The 16,640-nt window shown below is 67.6% G+C and carries 16 protein-coding genes; 4 read left to right on the top strand and 12 right to left on the bottom strand.

Annotation, left to right across the window (positions count from 1 at the left end; genetic code table 11):
• Positions 1 to 20: 20 nt before the first annotated feature.
• On the bottom strand, positions 21 to 2,612 hold the full coding sequence (locus JZY91_RS10920) for a hypothetical protein (protein ID WP_234947876.1): 2,592 nt from the start codon (positions 2,610 to 2,612) through the stop codon (positions 21 to 23).
• Complete coding sequence (locus tag JZY91_RS10915) at positions 2,609 to 3,631, bottom strand: NUDIX hydrolase (protein ID WP_234947875.1); 1,023 nt, start codon at positions 3,629 to 3,631, stop codon at positions 2,609 to 2,611. Before JZY91_RS10915 ends, JZY91_RS10920 begins: the two co-directional genes overlap by 4 nt.
• 149 nt (positions 3,632 to 3,780) lie before the next feature.
• On the opposite strand from JZY91_RS10915, the gene JZY91_RS10910 reads away from it, so the two are divergent.
• Genes JZY91_RS10910 through JZY91_RS10895 form a run of 4 tightly spaced genes read left to right on the top strand, consistent with a single transcriptional unit; the run spans position 3,781 to position 6,976 of the window.
• Positions 3,781 to 5,280, top strand: coding sequence for a CCA tRNA nucleotidyltransferase (locus JZY91_RS10910; RefSeq protein WP_234949139.1), 1,500 nt, complete (start codon positions 3,781 to 3,783; stop codon positions 5,278 to 5,280).
• A complete protein-coding gene (locus tag JZY91_RS10905; RefSeq protein ID WP_234947874.1) occupies positions 5,273 to 5,881 on the top strand; it encodes a YqgE/AlgH family protein in 609 nt (202 codons plus the stop codon). The genes JZY91_RS10910 and JZY91_RS10905 overlap by 8 nt, the downstream gene beginning before the upstream one ends.
• A 34-nt stretch (positions 5,882 to 5,915) precedes the next feature.
• Positions 5,916 to 6,614: an AzlC family ABC transporter permease gene (locus tag JZY91_RS10900; protein ID WP_234947873.1), complete on the top strand. Its 699-nt coding sequence runs from the start codon at positions 5,916 to 5,918 to the stop codon at positions 6,612 to 6,614.
• A gap of 53 nt (positions 6,615 to 6,667) precedes the next feature.
• Entirely contained in the window at positions 6,668 to 6,976 is a 309-nt protein-coding gene (locus JZY91_RS10895; protein WP_234949138.1) for a branched-chain amino acid transporter permease, read from the top strand.
• 10 nt (positions 6,977 to 6,986) lie between these two features.
• Here JZY91_RS10895 and JZY91_RS10890 read toward each other — a convergent pair whose 3' ends face one another.
• From JZY91_RS10890 to JZY91_RS10845, 10 genes are all read right to left on the bottom strand, one after another.
• Positions 6,987 to 7,292: a hypothetical protein gene (locus JZY91_RS10890; RefSeq protein ID WP_234947872.1), complete on the bottom strand. Its 306-nt coding sequence runs from the start codon at positions 7,290 to 7,292 to the stop codon at positions 6,987 to 6,989.
• Positions 7,293 to 7,302: 10 nt separating this feature from the next.
• On the bottom strand, positions 7,303 to 8,322 hold the full coding sequence (locus JZY91_RS10885; RefSeq protein WP_234947871.1) for a bile acid:sodium symporter family protein: 1,020 nt from the start codon (positions 8,320 to 8,322) through the stop codon (positions 7,303 to 7,305).
• A 19-nt stretch (positions 8,323 to 8,341) separates the two neighbouring features.
• Positions 8,342 to 9,094 carry a VIT1/CCC1 transporter family protein gene (locus JZY91_RS10880; protein WP_370639225.1) on the bottom strand — a complete coding sequence of 251 codons (753 nt, stop codon included), beginning with the start codon at positions 9,092 to 9,094 and terminating at the stop codon, positions 8,342 to 8,344.
• An 88-nt stretch (positions 9,095 to 9,182) separates the two neighbouring features.
• Positions 9,183 to 9,554 carry a Rieske (2Fe-2S) protein gene (locus tag JZY91_RS10875; protein ID WP_234947870.1) on the bottom strand — a complete coding sequence of 124 codons (372 nt, stop codon included), beginning with the start codon at positions 9,552 to 9,554 and terminating at the stop codon, positions 9,183 to 9,185.
• Positions 9,551 to 10,393, bottom strand: a complete 843-nt coding sequence (gene trpA, locus JZY91_RS10870) for a tryptophan synthase subunit alpha (RefSeq protein WP_234947869.1) — start codon at positions 10,391 to 10,393, stop codon at positions 9,551 to 9,553. Before trpA ends, JZY91_RS10875 begins: the two co-directional genes overlap by 4 nt.
• Positions 10,394 to 11,731, bottom strand: a complete 1,338-nt coding sequence (trpB, locus tag JZY91_RS10865) for a tryptophan synthase subunit beta (RefSeq protein ID WP_234947868.1) — start codon at positions 11,729 to 11,731, stop codon at positions 10,394 to 10,396. It abuts the gene before it with no gap.
• Positions 11,728 to 13,146: a bifunctional indole-3-glycerol-phosphate synthase TrpC/phosphoribosylanthranilate isomerase TrpF gene (trpCF, locus tag JZY91_RS10860; RefSeq protein WP_234949136.1), complete on the bottom strand. Its 1,419-nt coding sequence runs from the start codon at positions 13,144 to 13,146 to the stop codon at positions 11,728 to 11,730. Before trpCF ends, trpB begins: the two co-directional genes overlap by 4 nt.
• A 10-nt stretch (positions 13,147 to 13,156) precedes the next feature.
• On the bottom strand, positions 13,157 to 14,185 hold the full coding sequence (gene trpD / locus JZY91_RS10855; RefSeq protein ID WP_234947867.1) for an anthranilate phosphoribosyltransferase: 1,029 nt from the start codon (positions 14,183 to 14,185) through the stop codon (positions 13,157 to 13,159).
• Positions 14,178 to 14,852, bottom strand: coding sequence for a gamma-glutamyl-gamma-aminobutyrate hydrolase family protein (locus JZY91_RS10850; protein WP_234947866.1), 675 nt, complete (start codon positions 14,850 to 14,852; stop codon positions 14,178 to 14,180). The genes trpD and JZY91_RS10850 overlap by 8 nt, the downstream gene beginning before the upstream one ends.
• Positions 14,849 to 16,420, bottom strand: coding sequence for an anthranilate synthase component 1 (locus tag JZY91_RS10845; RefSeq protein WP_234947865.1), 1,572 nt, complete (start codon positions 16,418 to 16,420; stop codon positions 14,849 to 14,851). Before JZY91_RS10845 ends, JZY91_RS10850 begins: the two co-directional genes overlap by 4 nt.
• Positions 16,421 to 16,640 lie beyond the last annotated feature (220 nt).

Here is a 16,640-nt window from a genome sequence, read left to right as displayed (position 1 = left end):
TTGGTGTGGTGCGGTGGGCGTTAGGTGTCGTCGATAAGCGGGGGCCCAGTGGAAGGAGCGCCGCGGGTGCGGGTGCGGCGTTTGCCGATGCTGTAGAGCAGGGCGAGTGCGACCGCCGCGGTGCCGATGAGGAGGAGCACCCAGCCGCGCAGCGCCAGGCGCGGGGTGCGCACGGAGATTTCCACGGGTTGGGAAATGGCGTGGCTCTGCGGGCCGGCGAGGTAGAGCTGAAGGTCTGTGCTGCGCGCCTCTTGCGGGAGGTCCGCCGTCATCTGGACGGTGACGGACCCGCGGGCGGGGATGCGCAGGCTTTCTGGCACGTTGAGGCGCACGCCGTCCGGCGCGGAGTAGCGGATTGCGGTGTCCACTGGCAACGGCATGCCGTTGCGGGCGACAATCAGCAGTGGACTGGACGGGCTGGTGCGCGTGTACACGTTGCCGGGCGGGATGAGGGTGACGGATGCGCGCAGGTCCTGCAACGTGGCGCGGGAGCCGGCGAGGCGTTCGCTGGTGGCGGTGACGGCGTCGTTGTAGCCCTCGATGGAGCGTCGGCCAGCGGGCGCTAGCGCGGTGAGGATGTCGCGGCGCAGCGGCAGCGTGAAGCCGTAGCGGGTCAGGGCGATGGAGGGGTCCGGGGCGAGCAGCGTGGAGAGGTCGTTGATAAAGCGCGCCTGTTGGGTGGCGGCCAGGATCTCCGAATCGGAATACGTGCTCGGGTCCGGGTACGGGGTACCCACGCGGGTGGCGGTGCCAATTGCGGTGCCGACGGGCGGGGTGATGTAGCTGGCGAAAGCGATCGGGTACGCGGCTCCGCCGGCGAGCAACTCCGCCACGGTGCCAAGAAGCGTTGCGGCGGCATCGGCGTCCCAGGCGGCGGGCGGGTTGATGAACACGGGCTCGCTCGCCGGCTGGCCCTCGTACGTCCAGGCTTCTTGCACCGCTAGCTGCACTGCGGCCGCGGCGTTGAGCTCGCGGGCCTGCGCGGAATCGGCGGTGTAGTCGAAGCGCAGGGCGTCGTTGGAATAACCGGCTGTTTCCGGCTCATCGCCGACAGTGGCCAACGTTGCGGCAAGGGAGTCCTGGTAACGCACCGCCATGATGCCCGGCGCAAGCTGCGCGAAGCGGTCCGCGGCAGGCGGGGGCGCGGCGTGCGGGTCCTCGGCGTTCGGTGCTGCCGCGGGCGCCTCCGCGTCCACCGCGCCGTAGGGCACGAGGACGTTGACAGTGTGCTCCGGTGCGGGCGCGGCGGCCCAGGCGGGGGCCGCGAGGTCGCGCTGCTCCAGCGAGCTTTGGCTGCGGCCGGCCGGGCGACTGCCCGCGGCGTCTTCCCCGCCCGCTGCCGCCACCTCGCGCTGGTGCGCCACGGCGCGCTCCCACGAGCCGCTCAGGCCCTCGGTTGGGATGGTGGAGCGCGTGTGGTCCGCCCAGCCGAGGGCGCCTACGGTGTCCGCGGCGACGTACCCGGTGCCTGGCACTACGGTGTTCATCGTGCCGGTACTGCCCAACACACGCCCGAGCACGAACGGGCCGCGCTCGATGGCCTCACGCATCAGCCACGGATCACCCGTGCGCGCCACGGCGTTGAGGTCGGTGTTGGCCCACGGCAGGGCGACGGTGCAACCCGTGGCGGAGATGTCCCGCACCTTGTCCAGCCAGGCGGCCGCATCCGCGGAGCCGGTGCCGGGTGTGCCGCGGTCGATCGCGCTGTCGCCCCAGCTGTCGCGCAGACGCTTCGGCTCCTCCACCGCCGGTTCGCGCTCCTCCGCCACGATGTAGCCGCGGCTCATGCGGTCCACCACGTCGATCAGGGCGGGGTCCAGCGCCGCGCACGTTGCCAGCCCCACCTCTGGGTTCTGGGTGGCCTCGCGGTACGTCTCCACCAGCGTGTCCAGGCGCCCGCCCGGCGCGATCTCGCCCGCCAGCGTCTCGGAGGCGAGCACCAGCTGCGGATCCTCCGGCGCCTCGCCCGTCTCGCCGGGGAGGATGTCCACCGGCGCGCTGATCGGGTACAGCGCAGTCACGCCCGCCGGGTGCGCGCCGTCTGGGCGCAGCGGGCGATCCTCCGCCGGCACACTCAGGTGGAAACGCTCGGTGTCCAGCGTCTGGCCGTCCTCATCCGTCAGCTGAAACAGCAGCGGGTACACGGCCGCGCCGGGCAGCGGCAGCGTGTCCGGGCCGAGCTCCACCGTCAGCTCCCGGGATTGGCCGGGGCCAAGGCGGGTGCCCAGCTCGCGGCGTGCGCCTACCGTGGCATATTCGCTTATCGACGCCACCGTGGCCACCCGTTGGTCCCACACCGACCCCGTCGCCGGCCCGCGCCGCGGGGTGACTGTTAGGCCCTCAAGCGTGTCGTCCGAGGTGTTGGTCACGCGAAGTTTCACGTGAAACATGCCGTTTTCGGCCTTCGAGGGAACGTCGACAAGCACAAGCTCCGCCCGCTTCCCCTCGCCCGCGCGGATGGCGGGATTGGCCCACTGCTCCGCTACCTCCGGATTCGTCGGGTCCACGGGCACCGGCAGCGCGCCCGCGACCGGCACCTGCGCCGCGGTGATACCGAGGGCGGCGCACACCGCCGCGGCTGCAGAGCGGGCCCTGCGGGCAAAGGCCGTCATCGCGGGGTCGCCCTTCCGGCCTCAGCTTCCTTTCTTGCCAGGTCCGGCATGCGGTCGACGGCGATGCGGGCGAGTTTGCGTTCGTCCGCGTACGCGAGGCGCTCAATCAGCTCGCTCATGGGCACCCACGTCACCTCGGTGACCTCCGGGTCCTCATCATTCAGCACCCCGTCCACGTAGCGCAGCAGGTTGTGGTGCACCGTCTTGTGGATGCGCACGCCGTCAGACACAAACCAGTAGTCGATGGTGCCCAGCGTGTCGAAGGCCTCGCCGCGGATGCCGGTTTCCTCCCACACCTCGCGCTCAGCCGTGCGCCACTGGTGCTCCCCGTCCTCCACATGGCCCTTAGGCATGGACCACAGCAGGCGGCCGCGCCGGTCCAGGCGGCCAATCAGCGCGGCGTAAATCTGGCTGAGGTCCACCGCGCCGTTGGGCGCCACTGCCTCCGCCATGCCGGAGACCACCAGACCGCCGGCGGATGTTTCGTCCCGCGTCTCTATCAAGGAATCATGCTGTTCTTGGTGCTGCGCCGGACGGCGGTGCTGGTACCCGGTGCGGCTGGATGGCGTCGGGCGCGGCCCGGGCTTGGAGCCGCGGCGGCGTGCGTTGCCCGGCTTCGGCGAAGTGTTGGACTGCGTCCGCTTGCCTGAAGCCTGCTGCTCCTTCCGCTTGCCGCTGTGCTGCTTGGAGCCCTGCTGGCTCTGGCCGGAGCCTTGCTGGCGCTGCCCGCGCTTATCGCCGTCGCTAGAGCGGTGCTGATCACCCTGGTTCGAACCCTGCTGGCCGCGCTGGCCCTGCCCGCGCTGCTGGCCCGAGCCGTGCTGGCCCTGGCCCGAACCCTGCTGGCCCGAACCTTGCTGGCCGCGGCCCTTGCCGCGCCCACGCCTGCGGCGGCGCCGCGGGCGGCGATCGTCTCCCCCACCGTCACCGGACCCACCGCCCCCCGGGCGCGACTGCTCGCCCTGGGATGCGTCCCGGGGTGCAGAGGCGCCCGGGACGGGCCGTGTGTTGTCCGTCATTCGCCTTATCGTATCCGCCCCGCGCGGGCTTGTGGTATTTAACCGGCGCGAATCAGCCGGGTAACGTGTGACGGGTGACAGCTCCTGAAACGTACCCGGATGTCTTTGACCTGCCGCCCGCCGATGACCCCAATGCGCCCGCGGTGTTGATGACGCGGGTGGTGGCAGGCGTCGAGAAGCAAAAGCCCCTGCTGGAACCCCTGGCCGCCGCCTTCGCCGAGCGCGGGGAGCGGCTGTACCTGGTGGGCGGGCCGGTGCGAGACGCCATGCTGGGCAAGATCGGGCACGACCTTGATTTCACCACTTCCGCGCGGCCGGAGACGATCCGCGAGATCCTGGACGCGTGGGGCGAGAAAACCTGGGACACCGGCATTGAATACGGCACCGTCAGCGCGGTGAAGCACGGGGAGCAGGTGGAAATCACCACCTTCCGCGCCGATTTGTATGACGGCGTGACGCGAAACCCTGAGGTCACCTTCGGCGACACCATCGAAGGCGACCTGGTGCGGCGCGACTTCGCCTGCAACGCCATGGCCATTGAGCTTTTGCTTGTCGACGGCTCTTTGCAACCCGTTTTCCACGATCCCGTCGGAGGGTTGGAGGACGTGCGGTGGCGCCTACTGGACACGCCGCAGGCGCCCGAGGTGTCATTCCGGGATGACCCGCTGCGCATGCTGCGCGCTGCCCGCTTTGTTTCCCAACTCGGGTTTAAGGTGGCGCCGCGCGTGTTCGACGCGATGGTGGACATGGCGGATGAAATCGGCCGCATCACCGTGGAGCGCGTGCAGGCGGAGCTGGACAAGCTGATGGCCGGCGCGCGGCCGTGGGAGGGCATCGACTTGCTTGTGCAGACCGGGCTGGCCGCCCACGTGCTGCCTGAGGTGCCGGCGCTGCAGCTGGAGCAGGATGAGCACATGCAGCACAAGGATGTGTACCGCCACTCGCTGACCGTGCTGCGCCAAGCCACTGAGCTTGAGGCGGCGGCGGACCCGAATGCGGAGCCGGACCTGAAGCTGCGCTGGGCGGCGCTCCTGCACGACATCGGTAAACCGGATACCCGCGCCGTGAAAGAGGGCGGCGGCGTGAGCTTCCACCACCACGAGGTGGTTGGCGCGAAGATGGCCCGCAAGCGGCTCAAGGCCCTGAAGTACCCGAAGCACATGGTGGAGGACATCGGCCAGCTGGTGTATCTGCACATGCGCTTCCACGGGTTCGGCGAGGGGCAGTGGACCGATTCCGCCGTCCGCCGCTACGTCACCGATGCGGGCGACCTGCTCCCCCAGCTGCACAAGCTGGTGCGCGCGGATTGCACCACCCGCAACCCGAAGAAGGCCCGCCGCCTCCAGCGCACGTACGACCACCTGGAGGACCGCATCGCGGAACTCGCCGAGAAGGAAGACCTTGCGCGGGTGCGCCCGGACCTGGACGGCAACCAGATCATGGAGATCCTGGACCTCAAGCCCGGCCCGGAGGTGGGCAAGGCATGGAAGTACATGAAGGAGCTGCGCCTGGAGCGCGGCGAGCTGGACCACGATGAAGCCGTGGCGGAGCTCAAGGCGTGGTGGGCTGCACAGCAGTCTGGTCAGGAGCCAGGCCAGCAGTCCGGCCAGCAGTCCGGTCAACCTGGGGAGGAGCAGGAGCATGCCTGAGTACTTTTACGCGGACCGCTTGTTCAACGCCCTCGAGCGGGAGGAGCCCGCGCCGGGCATGCTGCTGCTCGCCGCGCCCGGCATGCTCTCCCCCGAATTCGCCCGCACGGTAGTCCTGGTGCTGGAGCACGATGCGGACGGCACCATCGGCGTCGTGCTGAACCGTCGCAGTGAGCTCGCGCTGTTCAACGTCATGCCGGATTGGGCCGATCTCGCCGCCTCGCCCCAGGCGGTGTATGTGGGTGGACCGGTGTCCCCGCAGTCCGCCATCGGCCTCGGGGTGACCAAGCTCGGCGTGGACATTGCCAACCATCCCCACTTCACCCGCTTGGCAAACAAGCTGGTGCACATCGACCTCGGCGCGGAGCCTTCCGTGCTTGCCGACGATCTCGAGGGCATCCGTGTCTTCGCCGGCTACGGCGGGTGGGAGGCCGGCCAGTTGGATGAGGAGATTCAGCGCGGCGATTGGTACGTCACCCCGGCCCTGCCGTCCGACGTCATCGCACCGGGTTCGGCGGATCTGTGGGGCGACGTGATGCGCAGGCAGGCTATGCCGCTGCCGCTTTTCGCTACCTTCCCCGCAGATATCGAAGACAACTAGCCCGGGGGCAAACGTGGCCGTTTCACGTGAAACATTGACGGAAGTACGCGCGGGCGTCAAGGACGCGTGGGTGGTCGCCCTCGGACTCGTTCCCCTGGGTCTGGCGTTCGGGTTGTTGATGGCGCAGGCGGGGTTCGCGTGGTGGTGGACCCCGATCTTCTCCACAGTAATTTTCGCGGGCTCGATGGAATTCCTTGCCATCGACCTCGTGCTCACCGGCGCGGGTGTCTGGACGGCCGCGCTCACCACCTTCATGGTGAACTTCCGCCACATCTTCTACGGCCTCACCTTCCCGCGCCACGTGGTGCGCCCCGGTCTCCCAAGTGCGTACGCCACCTACGCGCTGACTGATGAGGCTTACGCCGTCGGCTCCGCCGCCCACGCCCGCGGCCCGCTCACGTCAGCTCGACTGCTTTCCATCATCGGCTTTATACAGGCGCTGTGGATTATCGCGGGCATCGTCGGAGCGCTGGCTGGCTACGTCCTGCCGCCGGACCTGGAGGGCATGGACTTTGCGCTCACCGCATTGTTCGCCGTGCTGGCGTGGGACTCCTTCGGCGCGTCCCGCGACTACTCCGCCCCGCTGATCGCGGGCACGCTGGCGCTCATCGCCGCGGTGCTGGTGCCTGGCCAGGTGGCGGTTGTCGCGCTTCTGGCCTACTTCGCCGTCTTGCTGGTGCGTTTCTGGTCACCCAAGATCGACAGCGCCTTGACGTGGAGGCGGAAGGGGTGAGTGTGTTCACGACGCCCGGCGTCCTGGGTCTGCCCGAGCACGTCACTTTGGGAATGACGCTGGCGGTGCTCGTACCGGCGTGCCTGATTACCGTGCTGCTGCGTGCACTGCCGTTCTCCCTTATCAAGGCGTTGAAGGGCAGCCCGTTCATCGCATTCCTGGGCACGATGATGCCGGTGGGTGTGATGACGGTGTTGGTGGTGTACACCCTGGTGGGCTACGTGGACAAACCCGCGCGCCTTGGTGCGGCGCTGGTCTCGCTGGTGTTCACGCTGGTGCTGCAGTGGTGGCGCCGCCGCGCGGATGTGTCCATCCTCGGTGGCACCGCGCTGTTCATGGTCCTGGTGAACCTAGTGTTGTAGGGGCGGCGCCTTAACCCGGGAACTTGGCCCGGGCTTCCTCCCACAGGCCCTCGAACTCTTCCTCGCTAAGGCGCGTGGCGGTGATGCCCTCGAATTGTGCGTAGGCGTCCGGGTGCGGGACGGTGCCCATCGGCTCATTCGCTTGGCCGATGACCTTGCCGTCCACGTAGATGCCAGTGATGGTCTCGCTCGGGTCTAGCTCAATCATGCGCACCATGGTGCATTCCTGGGCGGAGACCTCTTCAAGTTCCGCGATATTCAGCAGCTCGCCGCCGAGCTCGGGGACCACGTAGTGAAGTCGGATGAAATGTTTCACGTGAAACACCCTACTTCCGCGGGGCGGAAACCCCAGCGTCGACCGTCGATGCCCCTGGCGCTTCCTCCGGCTCAGCCGCCAGCCGCGAGACGTACGCGGAGCACATGAGCAGCTGCACGAGGTGGTAGATCATCAGCGGGATGATCAAGACACCCAGCGTCGCCCCGCCGCCGAAGATCACCGACGCCATAGGCAGGCCCGTAGCCAGAGACTTTTGGGTTCCGCACATCTGGATGGCAACCTGATCCTCGCGCGAGAACCCCAGGCGCTGCGGCACCGCCTTGGACACCCACAGCATCGCTGCAACTAGGACCACAGAGAACACAGCCAGGAAGACAATCTCCCACACGGAGATCGTCCCCCACACGCCCGCTACAATGCCCTGCGAAAACGCGGAGTACACCACCATCCAAATAGAGCCGCGGTCCACGATCTTGGTCGCCTTGCTCTTCGCAGCTTTGCGTATCGACGGAAGAACATTATGCGCGATCTGTCCCAGCACAAACGGGAGCAGCAGCTGCAGCGAGATGTCGATGAAGACAGACGCGTCGATATGGATCCCGTCGCCCGCGCCCATCAGCAGCATCACCAAGAGTGGTGTGAGCACCACGCCGATGAGCGAGGACATGCTGGCCGCCACCACAGCACCCGGGACGTTGCCGCGCGCAATACCCGTCAGCGCCACGGAGGACTGCACGGTGGATGGGACCAGGGTGAGGAAGAGGATGCCCTGGTACATCTCCGGCGAGACAAACGCCGTTGTTGGCCGCATGGCAAGACCAATCAGCGGGTAGATCACGAACGTGAACACCAGGATGGTCAGGTGCAGCCGCCAATTGGTCAGGCCACGCAGCGCCTCTTGGGTGGACAAGCGCGCGCCGTAGAGGAAGAAGAGCAGGGCGATGGCCAGCTTCGTCAGCACACCGAAAACATCGGCGAAAGTGCCGCTCGCCGGTGCGATGAAGGCGAAGATCACCGCCACGATGATGCCGACGATCAAGGGGTCGGCCTTTTTCAAGAATCCGGGCATGGCGCCCAGTGTAAGACGGCTACCCCACGCTCGTGCCAAGCCAGGAGCCGACACCGAAGGTCACCGCCAGGGCGAGGCCGCCGCCGATGACCAGACGCGCCACCGCGCGCCACGGCTTCGCGCCACCCAGCTTCGCGGACAGGTAGCCGGTGACGGCAAGCGCGATCAGGGTGACCAAGACAGTGACCACCACACGGGAGGCCGCAGGTGTGGCGATGATGGCAATCAGCGGAATGAGCGCGCCGACGAAGAAGGACAGGAATGAGGCAATCGCAGCGGACCACGGGCTCACCAAGTCTTCCTCATCAATGCCGTAGTGCACCTCCAAGTGCGCCGCCAGCGGGTCCAGGGCGGTGCGCTCCCGCGCCACCGCGATCGCGGTCTCCTCGCTTAGGCCAGAGTCTTTGTACGCCTGGACAAGGTGGTTGAGCTCCGCGGCAGGGTCATCCTCGTGCAGCTGGCACTCGGTGCCGATGGCGGCGTCCTCCGCGTCGCGCTGCGAGGACACGGACACGTACTCCCCCAGCGCCATGGACACTGCACCACCGACAAGGGCGGCCACGCCGGCCGTGACAATCTCGCGGGTGCTGGATGTCGCGCCAGCAACGCCCACAACAACGGCAGCGGTGGACACAATGCCATCGTTCGCGCCCAACACGGCTGCGCGCAGGCGGTTGAGCTTCTCCCCCATCCCGTGGGTTTCTACCTCAACCTCGTGGAATTCCACGTCCGCGTTCGCCTCGCGCAGGTTCGCTGCGTCATTCGTACCCATGCGCACCGTTGTACACGGCTTGCATACCCGCGCACAAGCAAGTTAACGCATACTTACCGCAGCTCAGCGGTAGTTTTTCAGGTAAGGCTTAGCTGGTCGCGGCAGCGACGGTGTCGCCCTGGTCCACCAGCTTCACCTCAGTCATCGGGTTCAGCGACGGGCCCTGGAGCACCGCGCCGTCCTCGATGCTGAAGGTTGAACCGTGCTTGGTGCAGCGCACGGTATCGCCCTGCACCACGGTGATCTTGGACTGCTGGTGCGGACACACGGCGGAGTAAGCGACAAAGTTACCCTCGGTGGGCTGCGCGATGATCACGCGGTCCAGGATCACGGCGCTGCCAACGGGCACCTGAGTCTTGGCAATCTCGTCGTTCGGCGCCTGACCGCAGGCAGCCAAAAAAGCACCGGCGAAGGTGGTTGCGGTTCCGGCGAGAAAGAGGCGGCGGGAGCAGGTTGTCATGCCTTCACCGTAGCTGCTTTCATCTCCGAAACGTAGGAGGTGAGCTCTTCGCGCAGGCCCTCCCAGTCCGTCACGCGCCCCGGGTTCGGGTGGGTGTACTCCACGTACTTGGACACGATGTTGTTGATGGCGGAGCCGGTAATGGCGCCGACGGCACCGGCCGCAACTGCGTCGGACACGTGCTTGGGCTTAGAAATGCCGAAGCCCAGCATCACCGGCGGGCCGCCGAAGGTGCGGATGCCGTCCACCACCTCGCGCAGGCCGTCCACGGTCGCCTCCTGCTCACTGCCCGTCACGCCGTCGCGGGATACCGCGTAGATGTAGCCGCGGGAGTGCTCCGCCACGGCCTTAAGCGTTTGCTCCGCAGCCTTGTGCGGCGCGATGTAGACGGGTTCGATGCCGTTGGCTTCTGCCGCGGCGGAGAAGGGCGCGGCCTCGCGCACCGGCACATCCGGCAGGAGCACCGCGTCCGCCCCGGCCTCGTGGAACTCGCGGTAGAAGCGGTCGGTGCCGCGCACGTACGCCATGTTGGCATATGTCAGTAGACCGATCGGCAGCTCCGGGTACTTCGCCCGCAGCACGCGTACCTGCTCGAGCGCCTTGTCCAGCGTCGCTCCGCCGTCCAGCGCCCGCACGTGTGCGAGCTGGATGGAGGGGCCGTCCGCCACCGGGTCGGAGAACGGTACACCGAGCTCCAGGGCATCCGCGCCGGCCTCTACCACGATGGAAATGATCTCCAGCGCGTCTTCCGGCGACGGATCCGAAAGCATGAGGAACGGCACGAATGCGCCCTGTCCCTTCGCCTCCAAGTTTGCAAACAGGGTGTCAAAACGGCTCATCTACTTCGCCTCCTCGGCGTGCTGGGTTGGCTCTTCGCTCTCGGTGCCCTCCACGTCGGCGGGCATACCGGGCGCCGCGCCGTCGGTGACGTTGCCGCGGTGGTTCGGGCGGTCATCCTGCACCACCCAGTCCGGGCGCTCCTCCAAGGTCTGGCGGATGTGGGCGACGTCCTTATCGCCGCGGCCGGAGAGGGAGACCAGGATGTGCAGGGGTTCAGCGTCCTTCGGGTGCTCCGACGCGCGCTTGAGTGCGTACGCCAGGGCGTGGGAGGACTCCAGGGCCGGGATGATGCCCTCGTAGCGGCTCAGCATCTGGAAGGCGCGAATCGCGTCCTCGTCCGTCACTGCCACGTACGTCGCCCGGCCGCTCTTGGCCAGGTAGGAATGCTCCGGGCCCACGGCCGGGTAATCCAGGCCGGCGGAGATGGAGTAGGACTCCTCCACCTGGCCGTCCGGGTCGCGCATGACGTAGCTCTTCGTGCCGTGGAGGATGCCCACGGTGCCGGCGTTGACGGCGGCGCCGTGCTTGCCCACGCCGAAGCCTTCGCCGCCGGGTTCCGCACCGACAAGCTCCACGCCCTCATCATCGATGAAGTCCGCGAACATGCCGATGGCGTTGGAGCCGCCGCCCACGCAGGCGGTCACCACGTCCGGCAGCCGGCCGGTGCGCTCCAGCATCTGGGCCCGCGCCTCGGTGGAGATAACGCGGTGGAATTCCTTCAGCACCACGGGGAAGGGGTGCGGGCCCGCCGCAGTGCCCAAGAGGTAGTGGGTGGTGTGGAAGGTGGCGGTCCAGTCGCGCAGCGCCTCATTCACCGCGTCCTTCAGCGTGCCGGCGCCCGTCTCCACGCCGACAACCTCCGCGCCCATCAGTCGCATGCGGTACACGTTGGGCTCCTGGCGCTCCATGTCCTTCTTGCCCATGTAAATCACGCACTCCAGGTCCAGCAGCGCGCACGCCAAAGCAGTGGCGGTGCCGTGCTGGCCGGCGCCCGTCTCAGCGACAATGCGGGTCTTGCCCATCTGCTTGGCCAGGAGCGCCTGCCCGATCACCTGGTTGGTCTTGTGCGCGCCGCCGTGGACCAGGTCTTCGCGCTTGAGGAAGATGCGGGCGTTTGCCCCGTCCGTCGGTAAGTTCATGCACTCCGTAAGCGGCGTGGGGCGGCCGAGGTAGTCCCGCAGCAGGCGGCGGTACTCCGCCATGAACTCCTCGTCCGCCAGCGCGTCCACAAACGCCGCCTCCAGCTGGTCAAGCGCGGGCAGCAACGCTTCCGCAACGTACTGTCCGCCAAACTCGCCGTAGTACGCCGGCAGCAGCGGGAAGGTCCTCTCCGTCATGATGTTCTCCAGTTTCCAATGATCGAAAATGCGCGGTTGATCGCCGCTGCGTCCTTGCGCCCAGCCCACTCGCCTGCGCTTTCGGGGTACTCCACGCCGGAGTTCAGGTCTACGCCCGCACATCCCACTGCGAGCGCGTCCGCGACGTTGTCCGGGCCGATCCCGCCGGCCAATAGCGCCGAGCGCTTCACGGATTCCGGCACCGCGGACCAGTCGAAGGTGCTGCCGGAGCCGCCGTCGTGGGCATCGAGCACAAGCTTATCGACGCTCCCTTCAAGCCCCTCGGCCACCGCAGCACCGTCAGGGTGGGTCATGGACACTGCGCGCCAGACCTCGACGCCGGCAGCACCGGCGTCGTCAAGTTCGGAGCGCACGCGCTCCACCAGCGCAAGCTCGTCCTCCAAGCTGCCCTGGTACGGCGCGTGCACCTGCACGGCCTCCACGCCAGGCAGGCACAGCTCGGCGTAGCCCTCGGTGCGCCGGGACACCGCCACGTACGCCAGGCCGGGCTCGTGCGCGATGATGTTTTGTGCCGTTTCACGTGAAACATTGCGCGGACTCGCGGCCTCAAAGATCAGGCCGCCGTACACCGCGCCGGCTGCTTTCGCCGCTTGGGCAGCGCTCTTCGACGTCAAGCCGCACACCTTATTCGGACCGTAGACCAGCTCGCGGGCGGCGCGATCAATGTCGGGCTGCGCCGTGAGCTGGGAGCCGACCAAGAAGGCGTCCGAGTGCCCGCCGAGGCGGCGCACAGTGTGCACGTCGCGGATGCCGGACTCCGACACCACCACGGCACCCTCCGGGGCCAGCTGCGCGAGGCGGCCGGAGCGCTCAAGGTCAATCGTCAGGTCGTGCAGGTTGCGGTGGTTCACGCCGAAGATTTTGGCGCCGAGCGCAGTGGCGCGCCGCGCCTCCTCCTCGTCGATCACCTCCGTGAGCACGTCCATGCCCAGCTCCGCGGCGAGGGCGGCAAGGTGGGCGTAGGAATCGTCGTCAAGCACGGAAAGCATGAGCAGGATCGCGTCCGCGCCGAAGTAGCGCGCGGCGTAGACCTGGACCTCGTCGATGATGAAGTCCTTGCACAGCACGGGCAGGTGGGTGGACGCGGCAACGGTGGCTAGGTGGTCGTAGTCCCCGCCGAACTTGTCCGGCTCGCACAGCACCGAGATGCCAGCGGCGTACCGGGAGTAGATCCGCGCGATAGCGCCCGGCTCGTAGTGCTCCCGGATCATGCCCAGCGACGGGGAGGAGGATTTGCACTCCATGATGAAGCTCGTGCCCGGTGCCGCCAACCCGTCGTAGAGCGAGCGCTCCGATTTAGATAACGTGGTGAAATCTACGTGGGCAACCCGCTTGCGTATTTCGTCAAGGTGACCTTTTCGGGCTTCAACGATGTTCTCCAGCACCGTCGGCAAGCTGGAGGGGCTACGCACTGTAATCGGCCTCCTCGTGGGTGCGCAGCCAGGCTTGCACCGTGCCGTCGCTAATAAGCATGCGTGCATGCTCCACGCCCGCCGCGATGGAATCCGTGGTGCCGTTGAGGTAGAACATGGCACCCGCGGCGGCCGTAATGGCGTCGCGGTGCGCGGTGGGGCCCTCGCCGGCGAAGGTGGCGCGCATCATGGCTGCGTTCTCCGCGCCGTCCCCGCCCTTGAGATCCTCCAGGGCGTGGCGGCCAACGCCCAGGTCCTCCGGGGTGAGCGTGTAGTGCTCGATGTTGCCTTCGCGGTCCAGCTCCCACACCAGGGTCTCGCCGTGCACTGCGATCTCGTCCGTGCCGGCGCCGTGGACCACCAGCGCACGGCCGCGGCCCAGCTCGCGCATGGTTTCCGCGATCATCTGTCCCTGCGCCGGGTTGGCAATGCCCATGATCTGCAGCTCCGGACGGCCCGGGGACAGCAGCGGGCCCATCGTGTTGAACAGGGTGGGCACGCCAAGCGCCTTGCGCACCGGCTGCACAAACGCCACCGCCGGGTTGTACGCGGGCGCGAAGAGGAAGGTGAAGTTGGAGGACTCGAACTGGCGCACCGCGCGTTCCGGGTCCAGGTCCAGCGGAATGTTCAGCGCCTCCAGCACGTCCGCGGAGCCGGACTTGGAGCTCACGGAGCGGTTGCCGTGCTTGACCATCTTCACTCCGCCCGCGGCCGCAGTGAGCGAGGCTGCGGTGGTGATGTTGATGGTGTTCGCGCCGTCGCCGCCGGTGCCAGCGGTATCCATAATCCCCTCCCCCGTCACCGGGAACGGGCGGCCCGCGTTCAAGAACGCGCGGGCGGCACCCGCGATGTCGGCGAACGTCTCGCCGCGGGTGCGGATGGTGGCCAGCAGCGCGGCAATGTGCACGTCGTCATAATCACCCACCGTGAGCGGGGTGAACGCCTCCACCGCCTCCTCCAGGGTGGGCTCCGGGTTATCCAGGAAGCGGCGCAGGATTTCCAGGGAAGAATCGCTAGCCATTGTTCGTGCCTTTCTGAAGAAGTTGGTCCACGCAGCGGTTAAGGATCAGCGGGCCGGCGGGGGTGAGGATGGATTCGGGGTGAAACTGCAGGCCAATGGACATCCCGTCCGTGCTCTGCGCGGCCATAATCACGTCCCCGATCTGGGTGTCAGTCCACGCCAGCGCCTCCATCCCGGCAGGGACCTCCGTCGCACCCAGGGAGTGGTAGCGCGCCACCGGCACGTCGCGGCCAGGCTCGCCGGGCACCCCGCCTTCCGTCAGCCCGGCAAAGAGCGGGGACTCCACCCCGGCGTCGGTGAGCTGCATGCTTATCGACGCCCCATGCACCGGCCCACAAGGCATCACCCGCCCGCCGAAATGCTCGATGAGGGCCTGGTAGCCCAGGCAGATACCCAAAAGCGGGATGCGGCCCTGGGCGCGCTGGATGACTTCCATCATGCAGCCCGCCTCCGCCGGGTAGCCCGGCCCGGGCGAGAGCACGATCAGGTCCGGGTTCGCGGCGAAGACGGTGTCCGCGTCCACGGTGTTGCGGTACACCACCATGCTTTCGTGGCCCGCGGCGCTTGCCGGCTCCACCGGTGCCACGGATTCCGCCGCGCGGAATCCGTGCAGCGCGTCCACCAGGTTGTACACAAAGGAATCTTGGTTATCCAGCAGCACAATCATCGCGTGACCTCCAGTTCAGCGTCCGCCGCGGCCGCAATCGCGGAGAGCACCGCGTAGGCCTTGTGCAGCGTCTCATCCGCCTCCGCCTGCGGGTTGGAATCCCGCACCACGCCAGCGCCGGCCTGCACGATGGCGCGGCCGCCGGTGACGTAGGCGGAGCGGATGACAATGCAGGTATCAAAGTCGCCGGTGCCGGTGAGGTAGCCCACCGCGCCGCCGTAGGAGCCGCGGCGAACGCCCTCCAGCTCCCGCAGCAGCTCGGTGGCGCGCAACTTCGGCGCGCCGGTGAGCGTGCCCATGTTCATGCAGGCGCGGTACGCGTCCAGCGCGTCTAAATCATCCGCCAGGCGTGCGGTCACCCGGCTGACCAGGTGCATCACGCGGGAGTAGCGGTCCACTTGCAGCAGCTCCGCCACCTCGCGGGTGCCGGGTGCGGCCACGCGGGCCATGTCGTTGCGCGCCAAGTCCACCAGCATGGTGTGCTCCGCCACCTCCTTGGCGTCGGTGCGCAGCTGCAGCTCCATGCGCGTATCCAGCTCGTGGTTCACGCTGCCGTCCGGGTTCAACCCGCGCGGGCGGGTGCCCGCGATGGGGTACAGCTGCACCTCGCGCGTAACGTGGTCGAACTTCAGGCTGGATTCCGGCGAGGCACCGAAGAGCTCGTAGCCGCTTCCCGCGCGGTCCACACCACGCACGTAGAACATGTACGGCGAGGGGTTAGTCTCGCGCAGGCGCTGGTACGCCGCGAACGCGTCCGGGCAGTCCGCCGCGAACCCGCGTGCCGGCACCACCTGGTAAATGTCGCCGTTGGTGATGGAATCCTTGAGCTTCGCCACATCGCCGCGGAACGCGTCATCCTTAATGTCCGCCTCTGCGTTCAGCCGCGCACCGGGGTGCTCGGCGGGCGTGTAGGCGTGGGCGTCGTCCGGATCCGCGGCGTCAATTGTCGCCGCAAGCTCGCTCAGATCAATGCCCTCGCCCGCCGCGTCCACGCCGGCCAGGTAGGCGGTCTGCGTCTGGTGGTCAATGCGCAGCAGCACCTCTGCCAGCGCGAACTGGTAATCCGGGTAGGTGTTCGGGCCCTCACCCACCTGCGGCAGCGTCTCAAACGTCTCCAAGTAGTCGAAGGCGAAGCCGCCGACCAGCATCGGGAAATCCGCGTCCTCCCCCGCGGCGCTGCCGTAGCCGGCGCGCGTGGTCAGTGCCCGCAGCACCTCCACGCTGGAGGTGGCGGTAAGGCGCTCGCGCTCATCTTCCACTGCGGGCACCGGGAACTCGTATACGTTGTCCCCCGCCGCGTACTCAGCCAGCTGCTCGCGCACAGCCGCCGCGAGCACCTCGCCGGACGCGGTCAGCGGCTGAACCGTCACGCGGGTTCCGTTGCAGGTGACGCGTAGGGACGATCGCAGCACGGCCACCGACTGCAACCCAGACCGGGTAGTAATGTCCGCCGATTCCAGCAGCACAGCGTCCGTGGCGGCAGTGCCGCCCAGGTGCGCGAAGAGGCTGGAGGCGTTCTCGTGATACCGCACCTCATGGCGGGTGAAGCGTGGTGGTGGTTGGTGCATCACGGTTCCTTGGTGTCCTTGGTAGAAGTTCTGCACCGAGGGTACTGCCAGCAGAAAGGCCCGCGGTGCTTGGGGTTTTGTTCCAAGCCGGCGGGCCGGTTGTTTTTGGTTTGACTTAACCTGGCACGCCGTTTACGCGCGCCACCACCAGTTGTGTTGAGCGGAGAAGTAAGTCACGCCCCCAACGCTAAGTCAGCGTGCGGGGGCGTGCAAGTGTTTG

It is taken from the genome of Corynebacterium sp. CNCTC7651 (assembly GCF_021496665.1).
Classification (GTDB): Bacteria; Actinomycetota; Actinomycetes; order Mycobacteriales; family Mycobacteriaceae; genus Corynebacterium.
The sequence above is the reverse complement of the archived record's forward strand: the minus strand, read 5'-3'. Positions and strand labels throughout refer to the sequence as shown.

Bases quoted from the DNA above. Each gene is read 5' to 3' on its own strand.
- JZY91_RS10920 (WP_234947876.1), bottom strand. From the start codon at position 2,612: ATGACGGCCTTTGCCCGCAGGGCCCGCTCTGCAGCCGCGGCGGTGTGC.
- JZY91_RS10915 (WP_234947875.1), bottom strand. From the start codon at position 3,631: ATGACGGACAACACACGGCCCGTCCCGGGCGCCTCTGCACCCCGGGAC.
- JZY91_RS10910 (WP_234949139.1), top strand. From the start codon at position 3,781: ATGACGCGGGTGGTGGCAGGCGTCGAGAAGCAAAAGCCCCTGCTGGAA.
- JZY91_RS10905 (WP_234947874.1), top strand. From the start codon at position 5,273: ATGCCTGAGTACTTTTACGCGGACCGCTTGTTCAACGCCCTCGAGCGG.
- JZY91_RS10895 (WP_234949138.1), top strand. From the start codon at position 6,668: ATGACGCTGGCGGTGCTCGTACCGGCGTGCCTGATTACCGTGCTGCTG.
- JZY91_RS10885 (WP_234947871.1), bottom strand. From the start codon at position 8,322: ATGCCCGGATTCTTGAAAAAGGCCGACCCCTTGATCGTCGGCATCATC.
- JZY91_RS10880 (WP_370639225.1), bottom strand. From the start codon at position 9,094: ATGGGTACGAATGACGCAGCGAACCTGCGCGAGGCGAACGCGGACGTG.
- JZY91_RS10875 (WP_234947870.1), bottom strand. From the start codon at position 9,554: ATGACAACCTGCTCCCGCCGCCTCTTTCTCGCCGGAACCGCAACCACC.
- trpA (WP_234947869.1), bottom strand. From the start codon at position 10,393: ATGAGCCGTTTTGACACCCTGTTTGCAAACTTGGAGGCGAAGGGACAG.
- trpB (WP_234947868.1), bottom strand. From the start codon at position 11,731: ATGACGGAGAGGACCTTCCCGCTGCTGCCGGCGTACTACGGCGAGTTT.
- trpD (WP_234947867.1), bottom strand. From the start codon at position 14,185: ATGGCTAGCGATTCTTCCCTGGAAATCCTGCGCCGCTTCCTGGATAAC.
- JZY91_RS10850 (WP_234947866.1), bottom strand. From the start codon at position 14,852: ATGATTGTGCTGCTGGATAACCAAGATTCCTTTGTGTACAACCTGGTG.
- JZY91_RS10845 (WP_234947865.1), bottom strand. From the start codon at position 16,420: ATGCACCAACCACCACCACGCTTCACCCGCCATGAGGTGCGGTATCAC.